This is a genomic window from Pseudoalteromonas sp. NJ631, assembly GCF_000276645.1.
Taxonomy (GTDB): Bacteria; Pseudomonadota; Gammaproteobacteria; order Enterobacterales; family Alteromonadaceae; genus Pseudoalteromonas; species Pseudoalteromonas piscicida.
On the sequence record NZ_AKXJ01000018.1, the window covers coordinates 1 to 26,730 of the forward strand.

Here is a 26,730-nt window from a genome sequence, read left to right on the forward strand (position 1 = left end):
GTGATTGAACGTCCTAAGAAAGCTTAATTTTAGTTTTTAACTAAATTAGACTTTTGTGTTTTAAAGAGAATAAATAATAGCACTCTCTCGGTCATAGCGAACTTTTGTCGTGTAATAAGCTCTATCCCGTTCTAATTAATATTAACCATTAACAAATCTTCGCTCCTTTTAAATGCAATAAGCGCAATATATCGACATCCCCAAAGTTGTTTTTTAATCGGTACATACCTTTACTAAATGGTGAACAACGTCAATTATTATTGTATTAAACACAAGTAGCACCTGCTCGTGCGTCTCGTGCAATAGCTACTAGACTATCCGTGAAGACGATGTTTAGGGTTTTTATATGCTTACAAAGTTAAAGTTAGGTCAGCAATTATCGGTTTCATTTGGAATTATGATTGTACTTATGATCATGCTGTCTGGTGTGGCTTATGTTGGGTTAAGTGGTGGCTTTGGTAACTTTGTCGAATATCGCAGCTTGGCCAGGGCAAGTAACCTAGCGAGTAGTTTAGAAGCAAACTTATTGTCAACCAGAGTCAACGTCTTAAATTTTCTCAAGCAGCAGTCTCAAGAAGATATACGCCAATTTGAACAAAAGACTGAGCAATTACATAAAGATTTCCTCGAAGCGAGAAAGGTCCTAACCACACCAGAGTTAGTAGCGCTAGTAGAGAAAAGTGAGGAGGCTTTAGTCGAATATGAAACGACCTTTAAACAGATCCTAACGCTTTACCGTCGCAGAGATACAGTTGTTAACGACACATTGGATCAAATAGGTCCTCAAATGCGAAAAAATGTCACTCAGTTAATGGAGTTAAGTGTCGAACGTAATGACTTTCAAGGATTAAATGTTGCTGCTCATATGCAAGAAAAGTTGCTACTAGGGCGATTATTTGTCAGCAAGTTTTTAGTGAGTAACCAGCCTGAAGACTATGAAAGAGCAATGAAAGAACTTAAGCAAGAAAAGGACTTACTAAACCAATCTAGATCGGAATTTACCGATGACACAGCCAAGCAACTACTAGCAGATACTGAGTCACTTGGAGATCGTTACTCTCGGGGGGTAAACGAAGTTCAGCGAATTATCACAGAGAGGAATCAGTTAATAGCCGAATCACTAAATAAAAATGGTCAAACTATTGCGGATTATTTAGCACGTATTAAAGAATCGATAAAAGATAAGCAAGACGAATTGGGGCCAGTTGCTCAAGCGCAAAGTGAAAACACCGTGAATACAATTATTGTTGTTGCACTTGCGGTGATCTTTTTAGGCTGCTTTCTGAGTTGGTATATCACTCGTTTAATCAAAACCCCAATTGGTGGGGAGCCAAAAGAAATCGCGGAAGTGGCATCAAGGATTGCCAGTGGCGACCTCACTATACAATTTGACAGAGGGGAATCAGTCAGCGGTATTTATTTGGCAATGCGTGATATGGCTGACAAACTAAAAGCCATCATTGCAGAAATTCAAAGCTCTACACATGCACTATCTTCCTCGTCAGAAACGCTTAGTGCTATCACCGCCCAGTCCAAACAAGGGGCGGACAACCAAATGGAGCAACTCAGTCATAGTGCTGTTTCGATGAATGAAATGGCTGCCACGATTGCTGAAATAACCCAAAGTGCTCAACTCGCAGCGGATGCTGCGACCGATGCGGATTCTCAATCTAATTCAGGTGTTCAAGTTGTCGTTGCAACACAGCAAGCAATGGAAGGTCTAGTGGGTAAAATAGAAAATGTGAGCCAGACCATTGAGAATCTTGAACAAGAAACAGAGTCGGTAGGTTCTATTTTGGATGTCATCAGGGGTATAGCGGAGCAAACTAATCTGTTAGCGCTCAACGCAGCAATTGAAGCCGCAAGAGCTGGCGAACAAGGAAGAGGCTTTGCCGTAGTGGCCGACGAGGTGAGAAGCCTTGCGAGTCGCACCCAAAAGAGTACAGACGAAATTCAAGAGATGATCTCTAAGTTGCAAAATGAAGCGAAGCGCTCCGTTGGCATGATGCGAGAGAACGTTAAAGATGCTAAAGATACAGCGGACAAGTCGGCGAAAACGGATGAAGTGTTACAAGCGATTTCTTCATCTGTGAGTACGATTAAAGATATGAATCTGCAAATAGCCAGTGCTTCTGAGGAGCAAAACACGGTTACACAGCAACTTTCGCAAAGTGTGACAGAAATCAGCGAAACCGCGCAAGAGACAGCAACGGGAGCCGAACGCGCGTCAGATGAAGCATTGTCGCTGCTGTCTTTATCCCGTGCACTGGATAAATCGGTGAGCAGTTTTAGGTTATAAGTAGTGATAGGCTGTAGCACTAAAGTGTGCTGTCTTTTTACAGTACAGCCGTTATGCTAGAGCAAACAATAAAAAATCATCACAGTTATGTTTTCTATCGAGCTGATCAGTCTTATTGCGCTGCTTTATTTAGCGCTTTTATTTACCATTGCATGGGGCGCAGATAGGGCGAGTACTAAATTTAGGTCTTACCGTGCCAAGCAAGTTACCTATGCCTTGTCACTTGGGGTGTATTGCACCTCTTGGGCGTTTTTTGGTACTACTGCACAAGCTGCAAATAACGGCTGGTGGCTTGCCCCAACTTATGTTGGCACGATTTTACTGTTTATATTTGGTTGGCAAGTCTACACACGAATTGCTGAAATATGCCGCCAGCAGCAACTTACTTCCATGGCGGACTTTATTGCCACTCGTTACGGTAATTCTTCTAGTCTGTCTGGACTCATTTCTCTGATCTCTGTCATTGCGGTTGTGCCCTATATTGCCCTTCAGCTTAATGCTACCAGTGCCAGTATCGGTATGCTAACAAGCGACACCCAGCGGGTGAGTGTCGCGTTTTGGCAGGATAGTACTTTTTATATCACCTTGCTGTTAGCCCTTTTTGCTATTTTGTTCGGCACTCGTAGGCTGAGACCCAGTGAGCATAACCCAGGGTTGATGACTGCAATCGCCTTTGAGTCATTAGTTAAGTTACTGGCGTTTATTGCCGTTGGTGTCTATGTCTGTTTTGTGCTTTTTGAATCGCCCTCTCACTTATTTAACCAAGCGGAGCAGCAGGGAATTACTAAGCAAATAGAGGCATCGGCTAGCCCAACCTATGTTTATTTAGTCCATGTTCTTTTAGGGGTATTGGCAACGCTTTGTTTACCGAGGCAGTTTCATACCTCTTTTATTGAATATGATGAACAAAACCAGTTTAAGACCGCACGCTGGTTATTTCCCTTTTATTTATTGCTAATTAATTTGTTTATTTTGCCAATCGCCTACGCCGGGCTGGTATATTTTAATGGTCAAGATGTTGGCTACGATACGTTTGTGCTTGCCTTACCACTGGGATCTGATGCGCCTGTAGTCGCTTTGATAGCCTTTTTAGGAGGGTTCTCTGCGGCGACGAGCATGGTGATAGTCTCAGCCATCGTGCTATCTATCATGATCACCAATGACTTTATCAATCAATTTTTGTTGCGCCGCTCGCAGTTAAATTCCAGCCATAGAGGTTTATCTAAGTTTAATCTGCTCAATGCTCGACGGGTGGTTATTGTTGGCATTTTATTACTGAGTTATGCCAGTCATCGCGTGCTTGCTGAGGGCAACACGCTAGCCAATATGGGACTCATGTCATTTGCTTTGGTTGCGCAGTTTGCACCTGCGATGGTGGTTGGTTTATGGTGGCGTGGGGCTTCATGCTTAGGTGCGCAATTGGGGATTGTGACGGGTTTTGCTATTTGGTTTTACACGCTATTGTTACCGAGTCTCATTAGTGGCTTTAACTTCGAAAGTCACTGGTTGAGCGCGGGACCTTTGAATATCACATGGTTAGCACCTTTAGACTTTTTGGGTCTGGGGTTAGACAGTACGAGTCAGTCCGTGCTGATCTCTTTAAGTGCAAATTTGTTGGTTTATCTGCTGGTGCCGTTTATTTCATCCGCACGTCTTGCTGAGCGCTTACAAAGCAACAAGTTTGTAATGCCGTCCAAGTCTTCACAGTCCACTAACACGGTATTGAGTTACCAAGACTTAGCAACATTACTGCAGCGCTTTAGCGAGCAAGCGCGTGCGCAGCAGCTTGTCGAGCTTCATTTTCCTAAGGAGCCTGCCAACTGGAAACAGCCAGCGCCATTGCAAGTGGAAAATATGATCGAGCGGGAGATGTCGACGCTCGTTGGAGGGGCATCTGCGAAACTGATTTTAGATGTCGCCAAAGATGAAAAACGCCAGCCTTTAGAGCAAGTTGCGGAATTTGTTGATGAAGCGTCACAGGTGCTACGTTTTAATCGCGACTTACTGCAGTCGACGATAGAAAACGTCAGTCAGGGGATAAGTGTAGTAGATAGCCAACTGCAATTGGTCGCTTGGAACCAGCGCTACGCAGAAATGTTTAATTATCCAGACAATGCGCTGTTTATCGGGCGTCCTGTGGCTGAGCTTATTCGTTACAATGCGCAGCGCGGACTATTTGGTGATGCTGATGTCGAGCAGCAAGTAGAGAAGCGTCTATCACATTTACGACGAGGTAATGCGTATCGCTACCGTCGAGAGCACCATGATGGCCGAGTGTTTGAAATGCAAGGAAACCCATTACCAGGTGGTGGATTTGTAACGACCTATACGGATATCACCGAGTTTGTAAAACAACAATCCTTACTAGAGCAAGTTAATGTAAACCTAGAAGAAACGGTCGCGGCAAGGACCAAAGAGTTGATAGACGCCAACCGTGCTTTATCTTCTGCGAAACGCCAAGCGGAGCATGCAACGGAGAGTAAGACCCGCTTTTTCGCCGCAGCGAGTCATGATCTGTTACAGCCATTCAACGCAGCGAGCCTGTTTTGCTCATTGATGAGTGAAAAGGCCCAAGGGACCGACTTAGCTGAGCTTTCGCAAAGCATCAAAAGTTCATTGGCAAGTGCTGAAGAACTGTTGTCGAGCATTCTTGAGCTCACAAAGTTAGAGGCTGGGGCATTTAAGGTTAATCGCTCGCGCTTTGCGTTGTCGTCACTGCTGGAACCATTGGAAAATGAATATGGGGCAGTAGCAAAAGACAAAGGATTAGCGTTTGCAGTGCGGGTTTGTGATGTCGTGCTCTACACCGATAAAGCACTGCTAAAAAGGGTATTGGGAAACTTACTGAGCAACGCTATCCGTTATACTGAGTCTGGTGCGGTAAGACTTATCGCTGAATGTCAGGGGGAGAGTGTTTCTATCATTGTTGAAGACACTGGAGTGGGCATTGCAAAGCAAGATCAGGACGCCATATTTCAAGAGTTCAAACAGCTCCACAGTAAAGAACTGGCGCAGGGGTTAGGGCTCGGGCTTGCTATCAGTAAACGGATATGCGAAGTGTTGGAAATTCCCATCACCCTTGGCTCACAACTTAATAAAGGCACCCAATTTACCTTAACACTACCAAGTTATGGAAAGCAGACGGATCAAAAGGCCGAAGTAACCGCTGATAAACTCAGCGGTGATTCGCAACTATCGGGTCTGTCTATTTGGTTGCTCGATAATGATGCCAATGCACTTAATGCATTATCTCAAGTATTACTGAGTTGGGGATGCCAAGTAGCTGTGGCGCGAGATGAAGCTGAGCTTAGTGCGCTGCAAGCAACGAGTCGGGCAGATATGCTGATCGCGGATTATCAGCTTGATCATGGTGTCACTGGACTTGAGGTAATAGCAGCGCTTGAGCTTGATGATATGCCAATCATTATTAATACGGCTAACCATGACGAGGCCATCCGCGAGCGAGTGAGTGATGCAGGGATCCCATTACTCTATAAACCACTTAAAACGCCAGCTCTAAAGCGCATGATTAAGCGATTGCTCTAGTCTTCCAAGGTTTAAGCACTCGCTTCATCGTCGAGATGTACATCCGTAGCTAGTTGATTAAAGAGGATCCCAGCTTGGGTGCGGTTATACACATTGAGCTTTTTTAAAATAGCTGAAACATGCTGTTTGATGGTGGTCTCTTGAATCGACATTGCATACGCAATCTGCTTATTCAAAAGGCCATCGGCAATCATCGTTAATACTCGATATTGCTGGGGAGTTAGTTTTTCTAAATTACGTGCAAATTGTGCTTGTTCGCTGTCATTTTCAGGCGCGATATCTACGATTTCGGGTAACCAAGTTTCTCCTTCTATAACGAGCTTGATGGCATCACTGATCAACTCTAGAGAGGACGATTTGGGAATATAAGCGCTTGCCCCGAGGGCAATGCATTGGCTAATAATGGCTGCCGATTCGTTGGCTGAAACCATGATCACTAATATGTCAGGGTATTGATTTCTTAACCGGGCAAGACCTTCGAGACCTTTCGCACCAGGAATAGATAAGTCCAAAAATACTAGCTCTGTCTCAGGATGCGCGAGCAACATCTCGAATAAGCTGTCTAAGGTACTGGCTTCTTTGATGGGATCATGACCAATCGCTTGTGCAGCGGCTTGTTTGAGTGCGCTGCGAAATAATGGGTGGTCATCAGCGATGATTGCTTGCACCTGAGACATCCTTAACTAACTCCTAGTATCCGTTGTTATAGGGTATTTCCGAAACTACATCAAGTGATTGAGATAGCGAGGCTCCCTTACAGCCTCGCTTGCGGTGCTAAAAACGATAACCCACGGTAAGCGAAACGGTTCTTGGGTCGCCAAAGTAGCCTATTAAGGTATTATCACCACCAAGCCCCGGCGTATATTTACTCACATTACTCGGATCGCTTGGGTCTGGTGTCACGAACTGATAGCCTCCTATCATATATTCTTCATCGGTCAGGTTTTTCCCATGAAGACCAACACGCCAATTGCCATCTGTGCTATACCAATTAATACTCAGATTAACTAAACCATAGCTATCCTGCGTCAGTAGGCTATCTTCCTCAAATAAAACATAATCACCACGATGGTAGTAGCTGGCATTGAACACCCAGTCGCCAATATCACTGTAGAGTTTGTATGTCGCCCCAAGGTTAAAAGTTAAATCAGGGGTGTTAGAAATACTAAAGCGCTCAGATTTGTCAAATGTCGCCCCCGTGTCTGGGTTAGTATCGAGTACCTCTTCGAAGTCGCTGTCTATATATCCTATCGCGGCGTCAAAACTCAGCGCTTCGGTAGCGACATAGCTCAGCTCGGCTTCAATACCATTTGCAGTCGACTTACCAATGTTGCCAAGTCGTTGGTTTAGATCGGCAGAAGTTGCACCGGGCAATACGGAAATATATTGGCGGTCTTTGTGATCTAATGTGAATAGCGTGATATTGGCTCTTAGATTATCGTTCCACTCGCTTTTCATACCGATTTCGAATGAATCTACGATTTCAGGGTCTGCAGCAGGCTCCGCGGTGCTGGCTCTGGGGTTAAAGGTACCAGATTTAAACCCTTGAGCGTAGCTGGCGAAGAACATGATATCGCGGTTGTATTGATATTCCACTCCCACTCTTGGCGTAAACCGTGACCAATCTTCTTCATCATCAAGCACTGACGGTACGAGCTCACCTGCAGGGCGTGTATAACCTGGGATCCAATTTGATTCGGGATACACGACATCAAAGACCAAACCATTGCTGACTTGTGCTTCTTTGCTGTCTTTAGTGTAACGAGCGCCCAATGTGAGTGACCACTGCTCTGCTAAATCAATAGTGCCTTGAATATACGCGGCTTTACTATTTGAGTTGTTACAACCACTCACTTCTCGCGTAAGACCGGGAGCGCCTAAGCTTTGTCCTAACACTTCTAAAATTGCTTGGAATTGGCCGCATGACTCGCCATCGTAATAATATAGACCTGAGACAAATTTATAGCCATTACCTGCATGGCTTAGTTGTATCTCATGCGTGGTTTGTTCGTCATCATAAATGGCGGGTACATCAAAGATCCGCAGTGGCGTATTATCAAAGTCGATATTAGTCGGGGAGTAACTATCTCGGCTAGCACCGATGTATTTTATTGTGGTGGCGTCAGAAAGATCCCAGCGAGCGGTCAAACTATATCCCTCAAGTTCGACTTTATTCCAGGTTGGCATACTGGTGTAAGAATCAAATACGCTGTCAGGCACGGGGGCGTCAGTCAGTAAGCTCGGCAACAAGCGATAACCTCCTTTAGAGTTGGAGTCATCGTCGGTTTTATCCCATGCTAAACGGAAGAACAAATCATCGCTTGGACGATATTCCAAGGTTAACCGTGCAGCTTGAATTTCTTTATTGTAGTTTTCCTTATCTTGGCCGGGTAGCGTTGAAACCTTGAATTCACCAAAGCCATCTCGATTCAAAGTGGCAAAGCCATAACCTAAGTAGAGTGTGTCTTCTACGAGCGGCAGTTGACCTGTGATCTTAAGATCGCGTTGATTATGACTACCAACCGTCCCCTCCACGTTAAATGTCGCATCGCCAGACATTTCTTTAGTGACATATTTGATTGCGCCACCAATGGTGTTTTTGCCGTATAGCGTTCCTTGCGGTCCTCGTAGTACTTCAATCTGTTGTACATCAAGCAGATCGAGTACAGCCCCTTGCGGCCTTGCCAAATAAATGTCATCGACGTAAATGCCGACACCGGGTTCATAACCCCATAATGGGTCTTGTTGCCCGACACCACGAATAAAAGCAGTGAGGGTAGAGTTAGTGCCACGGCTAGCTTGAAGCGTGGTATTGGGTGAAAACTGCTGGACTTCAGAGAGGACCGAAATGCCATTTTCGAGTAGATCGGTTTCACCGATAGAAGTCACTGTAACTGGAACGGTTTGAAGGTTTTCTACCGTCTTACGCGCCGTGACTTCAATGCGTTCTAGCTTGCCTTCTGATTGTGTTGTTTGTTCTGCTGCCGCTGGGCTGACTTGAGTTGCGAGTGTAATAGCCAACGCGATAGCTGAATATCTAGGTTGGTAAATGTTCATCCTGTGGTCCCTATTATTGTCATTTTGGGTGCTTGTTGTCACACCAAAGCATAGGGGAGTTGTAAAGTTTTTCTATTAGTACCTTAGTACTAATGCCTTGATACGCTAGGATTAACACGGGGTGTAGAGCTTCTATAACCTTAGTACTATGGTTTTTATTGCGTCTGCACGCCACACTGATATTCATCAACAGTATGCCCAACACATCAACTTATAACGGGCATTAATAACAATAAAAGGATGCCCTTATGCTCAGTATGCTTGGACTGGCAGGAGGACTTGGCCTGCTTATTTGGCTAACTCTCCGTGGCGTAAACTTGTTTATCGCAGCTCCTCTGTGCGCTTTATTGGTCGCATTAACGAGTGGCGTTGCGCTATTTCCCACAGAAGCTGTAGAAAGCAGCTTTCTTACACTCTATATGGATGGCTTTGCTGGCTTTTTGAGTGCTTGGTTTTTCATGTTTTTGCTTGGCTCTTTGTTCGGTAAGTTCATGGAAGACAGCGGTGCTGCCGACAGCGTGGCACGCTATATTGTCGACAAGTTAGGTATGAGACATGCGGTATTAGCGGTGGTGATTGCCTGTGCGGTACTAACGTATGGCGGCGTTAGTGTTTTTATTGTGGCTTTTTCTGTCTATCCTATGGCGCTCAGCTTATTTAAAGACGCCAATTTACCAAGGCGTTTTATTCCCGCAACTCTGGCCTTCGGCTCAGTCACCTTTACCATGACTTCGGCAGGCTCCCCTGAAATCCAAAACTGGATCCCAATAAAATATTTAGGCACTTCGCCTTATGCGGCTTGGGAAGTCAGTCTAGTGGTCGCCACATTTATGGCCATTACGGGTTATTGGTGGTTGAAAAAGATGATAGCCAAAGCGGTGGCAAATGGTGAGCACTTTGAGGCGAAAGAAGACGACCCTGAAATCCATGAACGTAACTATCCTCATCCAATCACTGGTGTACTGCCTTTAATCGTGGTGTTAATTTTATCTTTTACACTTCATGATGTGCTGCAGCAAAGTGCACTCATTGTAGCGTTGCTAGGCGGTGTACTCAGTATTGTCGCGATTAACTTTAAGCATTTTCACAACATGGGAGCCGCGATTAACCTAGGTACAACAGGTGCGCTAGTTGCTATCGGTAATACCAGTGCGGTAGTGGGTTTTGGTGCGGTAGCAAAAAACACCGAGGCATTTCAATTAGCGGTCGAGATGATGACACAGATGCCGGGTAATGAGTTACTTGGCGCCGCGGTGGCGGTAAGTGTAATAGCCGGTTTAACCGGTTCGGCATCCGGTGGGCAAGCCATTGCGTTACCTTTAGTGGCGCCGCACTACATCGATGCAGGTGTCAACCCAGAACAATTACATCGTGTTGTCGCTATTAGCTCAGGCGCTTTGGATACCTTACCGCACAACGGTTATGTGGTCACAACCATTCGCGCTATCTGTAAAGAAACACATCAACGAGCATATTGGTCCATGGCTGCGTTGACTGCGGTTGTACCGCTGGTGGGGGTTGCCCTCGCATTAACCCTATTCATCTTATTTTAACGGAGAGATACAGCAATGAAGCGGATTTTCCTGTTACTTTTGTTCGTTGCCAGCAATATTGTCTATGGCAGTGAGACAAACAAACCTATGCTGGTTGAAAAGCGGGCATTTACACTCGCGCATTTTACTACAGAGTCTGGAGTCAGCATTCCTGACGTTAAGGTCGGCTGGGAAAGCTATGGCAAGTTAAATGCCGACAAAAGCAATGCAATTTTGATCACGCATTTCTTTTCTGGCACATCTCACGCCGCGGGCAAGTATCGAGAGTCTGACGTATTGGCAGGTTACTGGGATGCCATTATCGGCCCGGGTAAAGCGATAGATACTAATAAATACTTTGTGATAAGCACAGATACTTTGGTCAATGCAAACTGGCATAGTAGAGATGTGATCACGACGGGCCCAGCTTCCATTAATCCGAAGACGGGCAAGCCTTACGGCTTGGACTTTCCCGTGGTGACCATCGGTGATTTTGTTGAAGTACAAAAGCAACTATTGGATAGCTTAGGTATCGACAAACTACATGCAGTGATGGGCGCGTCTATGGGATCTTTCCAAGCGTTAGAATGGTCGGTGCGTTATCCCGAAAAAGTGTCACGTTTAATTCATGTGATTGGCGCGGCAAAGATGGATGCTTGGACCGTTGCGGCGTTAGAGAAATGGGCTTTACCTATTCGACTTGATCCAAATTGGCAGGGCGGGGACTACTACGACGGGGAAAGGCCGCTTGCTGGACTGACTGCCACGATGCTTAATATTACTCAAGACGCGATGCACCCCGCTATTTACAACGCCAGTTTTCCAGACTTTATTGTGCTTGATCCCAAAGCAAAACAAGATATTCGTCAGCTTCCTAAACTCAGCCAAACGCTAGCCACGCGCGCACGAGCGAGGGCTGAAACGCAAGATGCGAATTCAATCTTGTATTTAGTCCGCGCCTCGCAACTATATACCGCAGGCATGCAAGGTAATTTTGATAGCGCTATCGATAAAATCACAGCAAAGGTTTTGTTGATGCCTGCAAGCAATGACTTGTTATTAAGGCCTGAGCCCATTCGTAAGTTAGCAGAAACCCTTAAAGCCAAGAATAAAGACGTGCAAATTACAGAGATAGAAGGCGTTTGGGGACATTTAGACGGTATTTTTTCAATTCAATCACAGGCTGACACCATTGCTCAGTTCTTAGCAAAATAATCAAGGAGTGACGATGAAGACGGCGTTGATCACAGGGGCTGCAAGTGGCATTGGTCGCTATATCGCGATGGCCCTGAGCAAACAAGGTTACAGCTTAGTGCTCGTAGACTTGAACTTAGCGCAAGCACAGACGGTGGCCGAGTCTATCGTCAGTGACGGAGGAAATGCACAAGCGTTTGCGCTCAATATCGCTAATAAGCAAGACATCGCTGACTTTGTCCGTCAGCACGATAACATTGATGTGCTTATCAATAACGCAGGCGTGCAACATGTTGAAGCACTGGAGCATTATCCAGAAGATAAATGGCAATTGCTGCAAGATGTGATGCTAACAGGCCCCGCCATGTTGTGTAAGGCGGTATTGCCGCATATGCGCAAAGGAGGCTTTGGCCGCATCGTCAATATTGGTTCTATTCACGCTTTAGTCGCTTCTAAATATAAGTCTGCTTATGTCGCTGCAAAACATGGGTTAATGGGATTTGGCAAAGTATTGGCGCTGGAAACCGCGGACTGCGATATCACCGTAAACACCATTTGCCCAGCTTATGTAAAAACCCCATTGGTAGAACAGCAAATTACCGCGCAAGCGAAACAGCATGGGATCAGCGAAGATGAAGTGATAAACAATATCATGTTGGCACCAATGCCGAAAAAGGCCTTTATAGGGTTGGATGAGATTGCCCATGCTGTCAATTTTTTACTCGCAAATGAGTCACGCAACATTACTGGCCAAGCCATTGTATTGGACGGCGGCTGGACAGTGCAATAGGAGGAACGATGGCTGGATTTGATAAGGTAGTCGTAAGCTACGAAGAGGCAATGGCAGGACTGTGTGATGGCATGACCGTGATTGCGGGGGGCTTTGGTTTGTGCGGGATCCCAGAAGGTTTGATAAGCCAAATACGCCACATGGGCACAAAGGACTTAACCGTGGTTTCTAATAACTGCGGAGTAGACGGGTTTGGTTTAGGGATTTTGCTTGAGGATAAGCAGATCCGCAAAATGGTGGCTTCCTATGTGGGAGAAAACGCCTTGTTTGAGCAGCAGTTATTGAGCGGTGTATTGGAAGTTGAATTAACTCCACAAGGGACACTTGCAGAAAAGATGCGCGCAGGTGGAGCTGGGATCCCCGCTTTTTATACCGCAACAGGCGTTGGTACACCCGTCGCTGAGGGCAAAGAGGTAAAAACGTTTGGTGATAGAGAATATATTTTAGAGCCGAGTATTACGGGAGACTTTGCCATTGTAAAAGCGTGGAAAGCAGACCGTTTTGGCAATTGTGTTTATCGCCACACCGCCATGAACTTTAATCCAATGGCTGCAACGGCTGGAAAAATTACCGTCGTTGAAGTGGAAGAAATTGTAGAGCCCGGCGAAATCGAACCGAGCCAAATTCATACCCCCGGAATTTATATCGACAGAGTGATTCTAGGACAGTTTGAAAAACGCATCGAAAAACGTACTGTGAAGGAGCAAGCATAATGGCATTAACCAGAGAGCAAATGGCCATGCGAGTGGCGCAGGAATTAAGAGATGGGTTTTATGTCAACCTTGGCATTGGGATCCCCACGCTGGTGGCCAATTATGTACCACAGGGCATGGATGTTATGCTGCAATCGGAAAACGGCTTATTAGGCATGGGCGCTTATCCGACCGAGCAGGAAGTGGATGCGGATATGATCAATGCGGGTAAGGAAACCGTTACAGCCCGTACGGGCGCTGCCATTTTTAGTTCTGCAGAAAGTTTTGCAATGATCCGTGGCGGTCATGTGGACCTCACGGTGCTCGGCGCTTTTGAAGTCGACCAGTACGGCAATCTTGCCAGCTGGATGATCCCAGGTAAGCTTATCAAGGGCATGGGTGGCGCGATGGACCTTGTCGCTGGGGCTAAAAATATAATTTGCACTATGACGCATGCGAATAAACAAGGCGAGTCCAAGCTGCTACAGCGCTGCAGTTTACCGCTCACCGGCGTAAACTGTATCAATAAGATAGTAACCGATCTTGCGCTGCTTGAAGTCAAAGAGGGTGCATTTCATTTACTTGAGCGAGCTCCAGGTGTTAGCGCCTCGGAAATTCAAGCCAAAACCGCAGGCATGTTGATTTGCCCAGATGACGTACCGGAGATGGTGTTTAGTTAGGATTGAGTTAAAGCTGAGTTACCACGCTATGCACGCAGCTGGCTGTAACGCGAGCTGCGCTACATTTGTCATTCTGCGCTGCTGTCACAAGGTGGCTTGTAATCAACATATCTTCTCAGTTATCTAAAAGTCCTATTTTTCCCTTAATTATCCTTCCCCTGCTATAGCTTCTCATAGTAGTCATAAAATTGTAAAAATTAGTAAACACTTACCTGTAAAAGCTCCCATATAAACCTGAAATTGGTACAATTGTTTATTACAATTTGCAAAGGAAATTCAATGCAAGCTTCTTTTGGCGCACCAAAGGTGGGGCGGTGGTACCTTTTTATTACTGAGAGTTGGAAGATACTTTTATTGTGGCTGGGTGGAGTATTTCTACTTATGTCATTTAGGCTATTTTATCTCTTTCATTTCAGCGAGAACATTTCGTTAAATATCACGGTTAAGCAAATACTTGATGCCTTAGCCACCGGTTTTAAATTTGACTCCTCTGCTGCTGGAGTTTGTCTCGCTATTCCTTTTTTGCTGAATTGTTTCCTACAGCCTTTGCGATTAGATAATTGGGTTAGACGAGCACGCAATATGATAGGGCTAATTTATCTGAGTGTTTTCGTATTATTAGGAATCTGCGGGATAACTTATATCAGTGAGTATGGAACTCAATATAATTATCTCATGCTGGAAGGGTTATATGATGATCAGCAGGCCATACTGAGCACCGTGATTCAGCAGTATAAACCTTGGGGGAGTTTGTTGAGCATAGGTATACTACTATCTTGCGTGGTCGTATGGACTCGTTTTGTGGATAAGAGAAGTTATCGCTTACTAATAAATATTTGTCCGAAGAGCAGAATCAAACAAGCGGTTATTTCGATATTGGTGTTCGTTATGTTCGTTTGCGCTGCTAGAGGTTCATTTGACTCCCGTCCTGCATCGAGAAAGTGGTCAGCCGTCACCACGGATCCATTTGTAAACAACTTAGTTATTAACCCATTTCGCAGTTTCTTCTACGCGATACAAGACTACGGTGAATTAAATCAGCTCACCACGTCAAGTACTAACCCTTATTTAGCCGATAAGCATGAGGTTGATGATGCGCTGCTAAATAATGAGACTCGTAGTATGGGGCCCTTAATTCAAAAACCTTCTCGCATTTTTTACATTGTGATGGAAAGCTTTGATTCTTGGCCTCTGCAGGATAAATATAGGGATTTGGCGCTAACAGAAAATTTTCATCGACTAAAAGCAAAGGGTATTTATGTTGAACAAGCATTGCCTGCTGCTTCAAGCACAATGAACTCATTATCCAGTCTAGTTACAGGGATTCCATTTAGTGGTATTAACATGAGCAGCCTCACGAGTAAGGCTCATACTTACTCGCTAATCCATTTGATGGAGGGACAAGGTTATACATCACAATTTTTTTATGGTGGCTTATTGTCTTGGCAAACAGTAGGTGATTTTATGAGTAGACATGGCGTCGATCATATTTATTCGGCGGCAAATGCAGGAGGTAAGGGCAGTGCCGGTGTATGGGGGGTTGATGATGGGCAGCTATTTGATCTCGTTAGCCAGTCAGTGCCAGAAAATAGCTTTAACTTGATTATGACTACTAGCTATCACGGTCCATTTAATTTGGATTTATCAGCTAGTGATTATCCTTGGAAAAATGGAGACTACCCAGCCCAGTTTCAGCTAATGGGTGATGAGGTGCTATCTGCCAACACTCTTGGGCACTTGTGGTATTCAGATCAAATGATGGGACAGTTTGTTGATAATATGCAACGCAAATATCCTGATGCGCTATTTATCATTACTGGAGATCACTACAGCCGCCGCTATTTTCATGCTAAGCCTAACTTGTACGAACTTACCCATGTCCCAATTCTTTTACTGGGGCAAGGGGTTTCACCTAAATTGAGTAACCGAACAATTGCTTCACATATGGATATCACAGCTACAATTATGGACTTGATAGCGAGGCCCAACACATCATTTTCTAGTTTTGGCCATTCACTTGTTGGTTCTGAAGCACCAGAAAATGTTTTTGGTTATAAAACAATTCGAGATACGGAGCGAGTTTGGAAACAAGGTGATGGTGAGCAGTTTTATAGCTATCAGGTTAACCCAAAACTGGGTGCTCAAAATGTTGAGCAGCAAGTACCAATCCTTGAATATCAAACTTATATGGCTGCTGCATGGCAATTACTTATGGGGAGTCCTACTCCTCATTAAATTACGACACGGGTCAATATTGACTGTTTAATTCGAAGGCCATACTAGTCTCCTGATTAGTATGGCCTTTAATCGTATTCGCATAAGTGCAAGTCAATATAGCGGTGAGACATGCCCTTTTGGATTACGCTATTTAGTCTTATTTTTAACCCGTAATGACTAAGATACTCAAGCTCTACGTGCGTTCATCTCAGCAATAAACTTGTTCGAATCTTCAATAGAACGGTTCATATCTGCGATTAGGGCGCTAATATCACGCTTTAACCCCGTAAACTCACCTTTAATAGCGCTTACCGCTTGTGCATTTAAGTTGTGTTTAAGGTACAGCACATTATCTTGTAGTGAGTCGAGCACGGGCTGCATTTTGGCTTCACTGCTGCGCATTGAGCGAAGTAAGCGTTCAAATTGGCGTTGTGTTTGGCTTAATTGCTTAGCACTCTCGCGTTTTAAGTTTGCACTCGAATATTGCTCAAGTTCATCTTGCCATTCGTCAAATAGCGCATTAGCCACGTCTTCCACTTTGTCTATATTGCTACTTACTTCAGCTGCGGCGGCAAGGGATGATTGGTAGTCATCGTTAAGCAGGTTATAGGCTTCTTGTAATTCACCACCGTTAAAATTAATTAAGGTGGTGAGTCTTTCCAATGCCGATTGAAACTCTTTTTGTGATTCCTCTTGGGACTCCTTGGTTTCTTCGACACGATCAACCAATATCTCGCGTTTATGCACACCAAACTTTTCCATGGTGGCGTAATAGGCACTTTGGCAGCCAGTAACGAGTAAAAGTAACACTGCGCTTAAGGTGAGTTTCTTCATTTGCACTCCCGGGCTCTAGAAGGTCAATAATCAGTAAGTGGCCACGTGACCATTTAGCACTATAAATTATGGCGGGGATTGTTATGATGTGTAAAGTGATCCATGAATATTAACTTGATTATGATGCAAAGAATAACCGAAATGAAGGTCGTAGCACTGCGATTCTTACATTCTCAGCCTAGCTGGTGGCGCCGCTATAGTAAGCGGTGTATTGAGGACCAGATCACGGTCAACGCGGGCTATTTAGCGTATGTCACACTGTTATCGTTAGTCCCCTTAGTTGCGGTTGGTGTAGCCATTTTTTCGGCGTTTCCTGGATTTGAAGATACGCGTTTTGCAATTGAAAACTTTGTGTTCAATAACTTTGTGCCAACATCGACGGACACTATTAAAGAGCACATCAGTGCGTTTACTGGCAACGCGAATAAGATGACAGCTGTAGGGGTTAGCTTCTTGGCCGTCGTGGCTTTGTTACTTATTCGTAATGTTGACACCACACTCAACCGAATTTGGCGAGTGAAGCAAAAGCGCCCATTGATGATTTCGTTTGCAATTTATTGGATGGTGCTCACGCTTGGCCCTGTGCTATTGGGCGCGAGTATTGGTATGACATCTTATATCGTTTCTTTAGTGACATTTGCCGATCAAGGGATCCCAGGATTTAGTGGTGCACTAATTAAGATGTTGCCCTATTTAATTTCTATGGTTGGCTTCATCATGCTCTATACTTTAGTACCAAATACCAGTGTGTCATTTCGAGCCGCGGTTCCTGGCGCTTTGTTTGCAGCTTTGTTATTCGAGCTAACGAAAAAAGGCTTTGCATTATACATTAGCCATTTTCCCTCATACGAAGTTATCTATGGGGCGCTCGCAACAGTACCTATTCTTTTTGTTTGGGTATATTTATCTTGGATAGTGGTGTTGTTAGGTGCGGAGTTTACTGTGTGCTTAACCCAAGATATGGAAGCCGCAGGACTAGATACAAGCTCGGAGTTTGACCCACCAGACGCGCAGGGACTTTAGCTTTTACCGATAGCGGTTAGCTTAAGCCCCCAAGGGGGAATTATGAGCTTATTGTATCAACATGGCGATGCATTGCGTCGCTTTCATCTCGCGGTAGGTGAAGGACATCAATTGGGCATAGAGGAATATGGCTGCAGTGATGGCACACCACTTATCATGCTGCATGGTGGCCCAGGTCAGGGCCATTGTCGTAATGTACTTGGTTATTTCAATCCGCAAAAATACCGCATCATCCTGTTTAGTCAGCGAGGCTGTGGCAACTCAACCCCAACTGACTTTAACAATATAAATACCGCGAATCTGCTGAAAGACATTCACACCATTCGTGCGCATTTAGGACTGCAAAAGGTTGTACTCGCCGGAGAGTCTTTCGGTGCCATGTTGGCACTTCTTTATGCTGAGCAACATCGTGAAGATGTCTTGGGGATGGTGTTGTGGTCGAGTTTTTTGGGTAATGAGGCGGATCTTCATTGGCTTTATGGTAGCCAAGGTGCCCCCGCACAAATTTATCCAGAGCAGTATCTTGCCTTTGCACAAGGTGCACAAACTGTGGAATCCTTGCTAGACCATTACCATTCGGCACTTTTTGGCGAGGATGAGTTACTCAAAAGAAAAGCAGCACAGCGCTGGTGTGAGTGGGATAACCTGATCACAACGGATAGCGATACGCAAGGTATTAGGCTCTGCAAAGCAGACAAACAGCTCAGTAAAGCACAGCATATGGTGCATTTTTTTAGTCACCAGTGCTTTATCAAAACACAGCAAATTACAGCCGATGCACATCAGCTCAATCACTTACCTATCTGGTTTATTCACAGTCGGCATGATTTAATGTGTCGATACGCACCGGTTCATCAGTTAGCACAAAGCATTAAGGCGCAGTTGTTGATTTTGAATGGGGTTGGGCATTGTAGTGCTAACCCCGTTTATGCAGAAGCAATAAGGCGAGCGGCTGATCTATTACTGTGCAAAATTCAGCATCATTAGCAGTCACAAGAGGTAGGTAGTGCAAGGACTAATTCAAAGGGTCAGCGAAGCAAAGGTAGAAGTAGAAGGTGAGGTTGTAGGCCAAATTGCTCAGGGGATATTGTTACTATTAGGCGTTGAAAAGTCGGATACGGAGCAAACGGCGGATAAGTTACTGCACAAGGTAAGTAACTACCGTATTTTTACTGACGACAAAGGAAAAATGAATTTAAGTTTAAAAGACATTGAAGGCGAACTATTAGTTGTATCGCAATTCACCTTGGCGGCAGACACCAAAAAAGGCATGAGGCCAAGTTTTTCGAGCGCAGGAACGCCTGAGCAAGCGAATACACTCTACGAATACTTTGTGACCCAAGCTAAGGCAGCAGGGTTGAAAGTCGCGACGGGACAATTTGCTGCGGATATGAAGGTGAGTTTACTGAATGATGGCCCAGTGACTTTTAACTTTAATGTTGAATAGTGATTTAACGTAAAAGTCTAAGATCAACAAATGCTAGGGCCTGTTGACCTTTGCTGTTTGATTTTTGTTCTTCTGAGTGTGTTTTGGTCGCGACGCTCGACTTGCCGCCTAGTAATCTAGGCAAAAGTTGAGCAACAATGAACAAAGCGTACTCAGATGAACCCAAAGGGCAGCGCTTGATTTGCATTTTCTCTGTGTTGCCCCACAAGGATGTGGGGTAAGGTGACTTTGCAGGAGCACAAAGTCTTTATCGCCAGACTTACATAGAATGACTATGCAACGCTGGCTCTGCCTTGTATAAATACCAATCAAACTGCTGCAAAAACAAACTTGAAAGATCAACAGGCCCTAGCGTTTAACCTCGATAATCATATTGGCGTAGTCCGGCACTTTTTCGATAAAGGGCTTTTTACCAAAGTTGGTAATTAATAAGTGTTGAAGTTGCTTGAGCTGCGACTCATGCTCAGTTAAAAAGTTGATATACAGTCGACCCCCATCATTAATAGCAGCTCTGAGTAGGCGATAAAACTGGTGCTGAAACAAGAAGATGGGAGGCTCAAGTTCGCTAAATAAATCGAGCACAATCCAATCGTAGCGTTTGCCTTGTTGCAACGCTTTAAATACATCAACACAATTAACATCGCACAAAGGGTCGCCACCAAAGTAGCGTTTGTAACAATGGATCACATCTGGGTTGTTATCTATGGTGGTAATGTGACAATTTGGATAAGTGGCATTGAGGTAATCACGGATGGCACCTGCGCCAAGACCCAGCTCCAGTACGCTAGTTGGCGGGGCGACTTGCTGCCAGCGACTCGCGAATGTTTTTAAATGAGGAAATAACAAGTGCTCCGGGTGGTTTAACTCCACAACGGATTGTAATGTGTTGTTTATCAGAAGCCATCTTAACGATTTCTCTTGGCGCACTTGGATGCTATTTCTGCCTTGTTTATGCCAATATAGCAAGTGTCCTAGCTGGTGGCTCCGGTCCACAAAATCGTTGCTGATAGTGCCTGAATGCGTAATAAATTCTCCCATGATAACATCATCATAGACGAGGATTTTGTGAATGCCAGCTTGTCCACCAGTTTTTACACTAAAGGATAAGTGTTTTGGCGCATTTTATTCCCTACACTGAGCTTATCTTGTAGGGTGTATCCGTACGAGATTCAAAGTCGTTTAACAGGCTAATAACAAAACAGGAGTCAGTGATGTTTGAGGTAACTTCACCACAAAGCAGCGAAGATTGGCAAGCCTATTACCAGTTACGCTGGCAGGTGTTAAGAGCGCCATGGGATCAACCTCGTGGCAGCGAACAGGATGATTTAGAACAAGAAGCTGAACATCGCTACATTAAAAATAATGATGGTGAAGTGCTAGGCGTAGCTAGGCTCCATTTTAACAATCATAAGCAAGCACAAGTACGTTATATGGCCGTTGCAGAAGGGCATCGAGGTCATCACTTAGGTAGCCGTTTGCTACATGAGCTTGAGGTTATTGCTTGGACGCAAAAAGCAGAAGAGCTGGTTTTGTATGCTCGAGAGCGCGCGTTATCATTTTACGAGCGTCATGGCTACGAAGTGGTTGAAAAGGCACACTTAGCCTATGGCGATGTACAGCACTGGAAAATGGTAAAACAACGACCTACAGAGCCGGGCTGGTTTAGGCAGCCAGATTGGACCCATGTATTACAAAATACTTGGCGCGAGTCTATTCCAATCAGTGATGCGATGGGGATTAAAGTCGAAAGCTATACCGACTGGCAGTTTTCCACTAAGGCTGATTTAAAAGCGAACCTCAATTTACACAACTCGATGTTTGCAGGCTCTATATATAGCATGGCGACGCTAACGGGCTGGGGGGCGACTTATTTAGCACTTAAAGAGCTTGGCTTAGAGGGAGATATTGTGTTGGCTGACGCCAATATTAAATACCTAAAACCTTTAACCACGGCACCAGCGGCAACGGTTACCATTGCGGACTGTGAAGGTGAATTAAAAGCGCTAGAGACGGCTGGCAAAGCAAAATATGTGGTGCCAGTGAGTGTCTATGATGGTGACATGCTAGTTGCTAAATTTGAGGGACAATTTGTGGTGATTAAACCGCAATAAGCAGAGAATTATTCTCAGCTTTCCAAACGAAAAAGCTCTGAGTGTTCAGAGCTTTTTTGTATTCGAATGTGCTTAAAGAATATCAGTGAGCAATACGCCAATACCAAGCCTTTGGGTATGCGTGTTGTAGTCTATTAAGCTTTCGCCGTAGCCATTAAAGTACTGTGCGTAGCCACGCAACCTTCCCCAAATCGGGAATGACCAGTCTAGCTGAATTGCACCGCGATTATCGCTGTTTAAGTTATTGCGCCACATAAAGCCAAACTCATGCTCTTCGTGGCGATATACCCCACTAAACTCAAAGTGACCTAAGTACTCATCGATATTTGGATTGTCGTCTCCACGCGGATCTAATGCATCGTCCTTATCATTTTCCGGTAAGCGGTACCAGGGTTTAAAGCTGAATACAAAGCCTCGGTTTTCCCAAATAAAATTCGCGTAGATACGATTCCAAGAGCGGGAGTTTGGTTGACTGCGACCGTTAGATTGATGAGAAATCCCAAGTACAAAGGCCATCTCATCGCCCCACAGCACGTTTTCATCATCTAAAAAGTTAATCCAAAAGATTTCTGGCTCATAGTTGGTTTCACGAAACGGCGAAGACACATCTTTGTTATACAGCTGCCAATATGACTGCAGTGTAAAAGCAAAATAGATTGCCTGATCTTTATCCGAAAAGTTTTTATAAATAGGCGCTTTTAACGAGATTTGGTATTTGGCTTCAAAGTTGTCGATTGGCTCGCCGTCTTCATCATCAATGGCTTTTAGACCATCGAATGGTCTGCTGTTGACATTGGTCATATAGGACACAGGCAAAATATAATTGCGCTTATGTGGTGTTAAGACATTACGGTTTTTTTCCGTTACACGTTCACGGGCCATGCGTTTATCTAATTGGCTTAAGGTTTTATCTGCATCAGCCTCGGCACATTCGGTACGGACCTGCTCTATGGTTTTATCTTTTTCTCCAGTTAATACCGCGTTTAGCACGCACTGTTTGACTAAATCTATTTCATCTTCCTGTTGGGCTTCTTGAGCGTAAAGTGGCAAGGTAAGCAAGGCTAAAGCCGGTATTGATAAGTATGTAAGTTTCATCCTGTGTGCGCCGAGAGTAAGTACAATTGATTACATTATTAACCAATGATAATGAAAGGGAAATGAATCTCGAAGGTCAAAAATGTCAGAAAGCGAAATACGTACGAATAAGAAAAAGGTGGCGGCTATCGCCGCCATACCTTAGTAAGCGTTAAGCTAAACAAGCAGAGCTTGTTTGCTTTGACTTACTCTCACGCAATAAAAGTACTCGAGTTAAAGCGTTTCAACTTGAGTAAAGAAATTATAAAGCTCAGTGCCTTGATTCACACTAGCAGAGGCAAAGTGCAAAATGGCGATGGCATCTTCGTCCAACTTGATCTCATTTAAGGACGTTTCTGATAAATAGCGCTCCATTCTGAGAATTTTGGCGATGGTTTGACCTGCCTTGATATGCTCTCCAAGCTTTGCCGTATATTCCACCATGCCACTCATTGGTGCATAAAAGGTGCGATAATTCTCTAGTCGACAGACGTAACGGGTGATGCTTTGTGGCATAAAGTGCGCGTCTTGAAAGGCCTGTTTATGGTTCAGGTAGCTCAAAATGCTATTAGCGTCATCCAATGCTTCCGCTAAATCAATTTTTTCTTGAGAGCCAAGTTCAACCGTAAACGCTTCGGTTAACACTGGGATCTCTCGGCCTACAGCCTGGTAGGCTTGCTGCAAGTTCCACCATGGACAAAAACTAGCTTCATCCATTGCTCCACCAAAGTCACTTGGAATAAGTAACACATGCGGAATATCAAAATATCGAGCGCTGTCTTTTGCATACTCAGGACAATACAGGTGTTTTGCTGAAATTGGCCCCGTGTGAAGGTCTAAGACAATGTCAGCTTCATGAGCTAGGCGTTGCAAATTCAAGGCGATGCGCTTACCCGTTGTCAACCTATCTAAGGGCCCATCAAGTAGCGCTTGGGTGTGCTCAACTAATTGTTGGCGAAATTGCTGAGTGATTTCTGTAATTGAAAGCGTTGGATTTTGCTCCACAAACTCGGCAACCAACCCGGAATGGTTGATGTACATCCGATTCCAATTCGTGCCTGTAATTGGATCGAATCGACCTAAGGTAAACTCACCAGATTTCTGATTACAACCAATCGGGTTTGCGTAAGGCACTAAGGTGATGTCCGCTTTTAATGACAATTGCTTCAACTGTTCTAGTAGCTGATAAATCACTGCATTACCTTGCACTTCGGCGCCATGCATATTCGCTTGAATATACACCTTAGGCCCACTGCCATCGCCTTTAATGCGATAGACCGGAATAGTCAAAGGCAAGCCGTTGGCAATTTCACCAACCTGAATATGTTGTTGTGTAATGGTATTCATGTTTACCTCAAATAACTTGAAGCGGGCTCTGCTTCACGGACACAGCTGATTTCTCCACCTGAGATGATGTACTCTGCTGGGAGCTCATGACATAAAAAGAACGGCATACTTTCGGTGTAGCCGTAAGCGCCACACTGACTGAAAACAAGCCAATCGCCATCGGCACTGTCGCTTGGTAAGACTAGGGTGCCTAATTTATCCAATGCAGTGCAAAGTGGGCCATGAATATGAAAGTCTGTGGCCTCAGCTTGAGACTGGCGTAACAATTCAGCGGGGAAAGCTTGTCCGGTAACGGCTGGGCGCAGCAGGTGATTGACACCGCCTGCGACAATCAGTTGTTGTTCTCCGTAGTTTTGCTTTTGTTCCACCACAGGGTTGAGATAAAAACCACATTCGCCAACCGCATAGCGGCCTAACTCCATCCATAATTCTTGCACTTGCGTGGCGGTTTTTATTAATGCGAGCGTGTCTAATAATTTCTGCCAATCGAGAGAAGGGCTTTGCCTATCATAGGGAATGCCAAGGCCGCCACCTAAGTCGAGCACCTTTAGAGTAATCCCTAAATCAGCAGCGAGCTGAACTAAAGGTGCAACCATTGCCTGCCAAAGTTCAGCGAGCGTATCGCTGCAGAGCATATTGCCCCACTGGAAAATATGCAGTCCGACAAAGTCTAGGTAGGTGTAGTCACTTAAAGTTAGGGCTTGCCACTGCTCTGCGCCAAGACCAAAAGGAGTCAGCGTATTGCCACCAAGTGGATTGTGCTCTGCTTTATCAAAGCGTAACTGCACCCGCAGTAAAACTTCAAATTGAAGCTCAAACTCTTCGGCCACTTGATTTAACCAGCGTACTTGATTGTGACTTTCAGCCACGAAAATACGTACGCCTTGTGTGGCAAAATGACGGATCTGCTTTAGCGATTTGGCAGGACCTGTGTTGAGCACGCGTTCAGGTGCGATCCCTTGAGATAACACCTGATCAAGCTCGCCGCTAGATGCCACATCAAAGTTAAACCCTGCGTTATCTAGGGTTTTAATGATATGTGATAACGGATTCGCTTTTACGGCATACCAAAGCTTAACGATTTGCTGATCAACTAAGGGCTTAACATGCGCACTTAGCTTATCTAAATCGTAGCAAAAGAATGGCGTATCTTGTTGCTGGATCAATGCCTCAGCTGCAATTCGCTGTGACGTGCTCAACCAAGTCATTAGCGTAGAACCTCTTCCAGCGCCAGTGATGCATCACTTTGTTCATCACGGTATTTTACTATAAGTGCGCATGACATACTTAATCCTTGCGCGCGTGCCCACTCACTTGAAGCTGGACGAGAGCCTGGGATCACTATCGCGTTTTCAGGGATGGCTTCACCTTTGTCAAGCAAGCGCTCGTTCACGCAATCATAGACTGGAATACTTGCTGAAAGGCGCACGCCCGGTGCTAATACGGCACCGCGTTTAACAACAACCCCTTCAACCAATACACAGCCTGCACCAATAAAGGCATCGTCTTCAACAACAACAGGACTTGCTCCAACTGGTTCTAATACGCCACCCACTTGCACTGCTGCACTAAGGTGCACATTTTTACCAATTTGCGCGCAAGAACCAACCAACGCATGACTATCTACCATAGTACCTGAATCAATATAGGCACCAATGTTGACATAAGCCGGTGGCATAATGATTGTGCCCGCTGCGACGTAAGCGCCACGTCTCACACTGCTTCCGCCAGGAACCATACGAACGCCATCTTGGGCAGCAAATCCGCGTGGTGCTAAGTTGTCTTTATCAACAAATCCACCCGGGAATTCCGTATTTACGCCATTTCTAAATGCTTCAAGGATCCCTTGTTTTACTTCTACATTAGCATGCCAATGGCCTTGCTCATCCTGTGTTGCAGCACGTACTGTGCCATTTTCTAAATCGTTTAGTAGGGTTAACCAGCTCATGTTTACTGCCTTAATTCCAAGATAAAATCGTTTCGTTCGCGCGAGTGATCGCATCGGTATGGGTGAGTTCCAAATGTGTCAGTGGCGGGCGCAAGTTTGGACTTGTGAGCTTCCCTTGCAAGTGCATTAACACTTTGACTGGTATGGGATTTGCCACTGCAAATAAGCTATTTGCAGCTTCTGACCAGGTGGTAAATAAATTAGGAGAGGTGCCGCTTAACGAGCGCCTTACAAATTCTGCGGTTTGCTGCGGCCATGCGTTTGCTGCAACAGACACCAGACCCGTTGCACCTGCTTGTGCAAAGTAGGGCATTAAGCCATCGTCGCCGCTATAGATTGCGACATCAGGCGCTGCCTGACGAAATGCTTCAAAGGTGGCAATATCACCACTGGCTTCTTTTAGTGCCCACAGATTAGGGTGGCAAGCTAGTTCGCCGAGTAGTTCAGGGGCGATGGCAACGGCACTGCGACCGGGTACATTGTAGAGCATGCAAGGGTTGTGGCTCTCATCGAGTAGTGTGCTAAACCAATGCGCCAGACCAACTTTGCCGGGCTTTGCGTAGATTGGTGAGCCAAGTAAGAGTGCATGAATGGGCTGCGTATTACAAAAGCGCACCCATTGTGTTTGCTGCTCAAGATTACTACCGCCAACGGCAACCATTAGTGGTACGCTTGGGGCGAGCTGGCAAACAAACTCAACGATTTGTTGCTGCTCTTGTTGGGTAAGCGCAAGGCCTTCGCCGGTACTGCCTAGTAAAAGAATACCGTTACGAGCCTGCTCTTGATCGCGTACAAGCGTCGTTAATGCGCTAAAATCAACCTGATTTTCAGCATCAAAAGGCGTTACTAAAGCCGTCCACAACGGATAGTCAGATAAGTTGAATTGTGATTTCATCTCTACCGAACTTAAATCATGTTCGGAGTTAGGAGGGTGTCCAA

General features: G+C 45.1%; 22 protein-coding genes. 12 read left to right on the plus strand and 10 right to left on the minus strand.

The window, feature by feature from the left end; translation table 11 throughout:
* Positions 1-346 precede the first annotated feature (346 nt).
* Both A587_RS0120940 and A587_RS0120945 read left to right on the plus strand, forming a co-directional pair.
* Positions 347-2,299, plus strand: a complete 1,953-nt coding sequence (locus A587_RS0120940; RefSeq protein ID WP_017219158.1) for a HAMP domain-containing methyl-accepting chemotaxis protein — start codon at positions 347-349, stop codon at positions 2,297-2,299.
* A gap of 87 nt (positions 2,300-2,386) precedes the next feature.
* Positions 2,387-5,845: a PAS domain-containing hybrid sensor histidine kinase/response regulator gene (locus A587_RS0120945; protein ID WP_017219159.1), complete on the plus strand. Its 3,459-nt coding sequence runs from the start codon at positions 2,387-2,389 to the stop codon at positions 5,843-5,845.
* Between the two features lie 11 nt (positions 5,846-5,856).
* Here A587_RS0120945 and A587_RS0120950 read toward each other — a convergent pair whose 3' ends face one another.
* Together A587_RS0120950 and A587_RS0120955 are read right to left on the minus strand one after the other, a co-directional pair.
* Complete coding sequence (locus tag A587_RS0120950) at positions 5,857-6,522, minus strand: response regulator (RefSeq protein WP_017219160.1); 666 nt, start codon at positions 6,520-6,522, stop codon at positions 5,857-5,859.
* Between the two features lie 97 nt (positions 6,523-6,619).
* Positions 6,620-8,902: a TonB-dependent receptor gene (locus A587_RS0120955; protein WP_017219161.1), complete on the minus strand. Its 2,283-nt coding sequence runs from the start codon at positions 8,900-8,902 to the stop codon at positions 6,620-6,622.
* Positions 8,903-9,150: 248 nt separating this feature from the next.
* Between A587_RS0120955 and A587_RS0120960 the strand changes: the two genes are divergently transcribed.
* The 6 genes from A587_RS0120960 to A587_RS0120985 all read left to right on the plus strand — a co-directional run bounded on the left by A587_RS0120960 (position 9,151) and on the right by A587_RS0120985 (position 16,025).
* Entirely contained in the window at positions 9,151-10,455 is a 1,305-nt protein-coding gene (locus tag A587_RS0120960) for a GntP family permease (protein ID WP_017219162.1), read from the plus strand.
* A gap of 15 nt (positions 10,456-10,470) precedes the next feature.
* On the plus strand, positions 10,471-11,649 hold the full coding sequence (locus A587_RS0120965) for an E22 family MetX-like putative esterase (protein ID WP_017219163.1): 1,179 nt from the start codon (positions 10,471-10,473) through the stop codon (positions 11,647-11,649).
* A 13-nt stretch (positions 11,650-11,662) separates the two neighbouring features.
* Positions 11,663-12,418, plus strand: a complete 756-nt coding sequence (locus A587_RS0120970; RefSeq protein ID WP_017219164.1) for a 3-hydroxybutyrate dehydrogenase — start codon at positions 11,663-11,665, stop codon at positions 12,416-12,418.
* A gap of 8 nt (positions 12,419-12,426) precedes the next feature.
* Positions 12,427-13,131, plus strand: a complete 705-nt coding sequence (locus tag A587_RS0120975) for a CoA transferase subunit A (RefSeq protein ID WP_010376359.1) — start codon at positions 12,427-12,429, stop codon at positions 13,129-13,131.
* A complete protein-coding gene (locus A587_RS0120980; protein WP_017219165.1) occupies positions 13,131-13,790 on the plus strand; it encodes a CoA transferase subunit B in 660 nt (219 codons plus the stop codon). Before A587_RS0120975 ends, A587_RS0120980 begins: the two co-directional genes overlap by 1 nt.
* A 279-nt stretch (positions 13,791-14,069) precedes the next feature.
* The gene (locus tag A587_RS0120985) at positions 14,070-16,025 is read left to right on the plus strand and encodes an LTA synthase family protein (RefSeq protein WP_017219166.1); all 1,956 of its coding nucleotides are present in this window, start codon (positions 14,070-14,072) and stop codon (positions 16,023-16,025) included.
* 168 nt (positions 16,026-16,193) lie between these two features.
* Here the strand turns inward: A587_RS0120985 and A587_RS0120990 are convergent, their stop codons facing one another.
* The gene (locus tag A587_RS0120990) at positions 16,194-16,841 is read right to left on the minus strand and encodes a DUF2959 domain-containing protein (protein WP_010376354.1); all 648 of its coding nucleotides are present in this window, start codon (positions 16,839-16,841) and stop codon (positions 16,194-16,196) included.
* A gap of 120 nt (positions 16,842-16,961) precedes the next feature.
* Between A587_RS0120990 and A587_RS0120995 the strand changes: the two genes are divergently transcribed.
* Genes A587_RS0120995 through dtd form a run of 3 tightly spaced genes read left to right on the plus strand, consistent with a single transcriptional unit; the run spans position 16,962 to position 19,311 of the window.
* Complete coding sequence (locus tag A587_RS0120995; RefSeq protein ID WP_045962271.1) at positions 16,962-17,864, plus strand: virulence factor BrkB family protein; 903 nt, start codon at positions 16,962-16,964, stop codon at positions 17,862-17,864.
* Between the two features lie 42 nt (positions 17,865-17,906).
* A complete protein-coding gene (locus A587_RS0121000) occupies positions 17,907-18,851 on the plus strand; it encodes an alpha/beta fold hydrolase (protein WP_017219168.1) in 945 nt (314 codons plus the stop codon).
* A 19-nt stretch (positions 18,852-18,870) separates the two neighbouring features.
* Entirely contained in the window at positions 18,871-19,311 is a 441-nt protein-coding gene (gene dtd / locus A587_RS0121005; protein ID WP_017219169.1) for a D-aminoacyl-tRNA deacylase, read from the plus strand.
* 4 nt (positions 19,312-19,315) lie between these two features.
* On the opposite strand, the gene A587_RS25455 is transcribed toward dtd, so the two are convergent.
* Both A587_RS25455 and A587_RS0121015 read right to left on the minus strand, forming a co-directional pair.
* Positions 19,316-19,498 (minus strand): hypothetical protein, encoded by a 183-nt coding sequence (locus A587_RS25455; protein WP_017219170.1) that lies wholly within the window; start codon positions 19,496-19,498, stop codon positions 19,316-19,318.
* Between the two features lie 161 nt (positions 19,499-19,659).
* A complete protein-coding gene (locus tag A587_RS0121015) occupies positions 19,660-20,349 on the minus strand; it encodes a spermidine synthase (protein ID WP_010376350.1) in 690 nt (229 codons plus the stop codon).
* Positions 20,350-20,522: 173 nt separating this feature from the next.
* Here A587_RS0121015 and A587_RS0121020 point away from each other — a divergent pair, with 173 nt between their 5' ends.
* A complete protein-coding gene (locus tag A587_RS0121020) occupies positions 20,523-21,422 on the plus strand; it encodes a bifunctional GNAT family N-acetyltransferase/hotdog fold thioesterase (protein ID WP_017219171.1) in 900 nt (299 codons plus the stop codon).
* Positions 21,423-21,494: 72 nt separating this feature from the next.
* Here A587_RS0121020 and A587_RS0121025 read toward each other — a convergent pair whose 3' ends face one another.
* From A587_RS0121025 to dapA, 5 genes are all read right to left on the minus strand, one after another.
* The gene (locus A587_RS0121025; protein ID WP_017219172.1) at positions 21,495-22,517 is read right to left on the minus strand and encodes a phospholipase A; all 1,023 of its coding nucleotides are present in this window, start codon (positions 22,515-22,517) and stop codon (positions 21,495-21,497) included.
* Between the two features lie 213 nt (positions 22,518-22,730).
* Entirely contained in the window at positions 22,731-23,843 is a 1,113-nt protein-coding gene (locus A587_RS0121030) for a succinylglutamate desuccinylase/aspartoacylase family protein (protein ID WP_017219173.1), read from the minus strand.
* Positions 23,844-23,845: 2 nt separating this feature from the next.
* The gene (locus A587_RS0121035) at positions 23,846-25,051 is read right to left on the minus strand and encodes a PLP-dependent decarboxylase (protein ID WP_010376346.1); all 1,206 of its coding nucleotides are present in this window, start codon (positions 25,049-25,051) and stop codon (positions 23,846-23,848) included.
* A complete protein-coding gene (locus A587_RS0121040) occupies positions 25,051-25,791 on the minus strand; it encodes a 2,3,4,5-tetrahydropyridine-2,6-dicarboxylate N-succinyltransferase (RefSeq protein ID WP_017219174.1) in 741 nt (246 codons plus the stop codon). Before A587_RS0121040 ends, A587_RS0121035 begins: the two co-directional genes overlap by 1 nt.
* Positions 25,792-25,801: 10 nt before the next feature.
* Positions 25,802-26,686, minus strand: coding sequence for a 4-hydroxy-tetrahydrodipicolinate synthase (gene dapA / locus A587_RS0121045; RefSeq protein ID WP_017219175.1), 885 nt, complete (start codon positions 26,684-26,686; stop codon positions 25,802-25,804).
* Positions 26,687-26,730 lie beyond the last annotated feature (44 nt).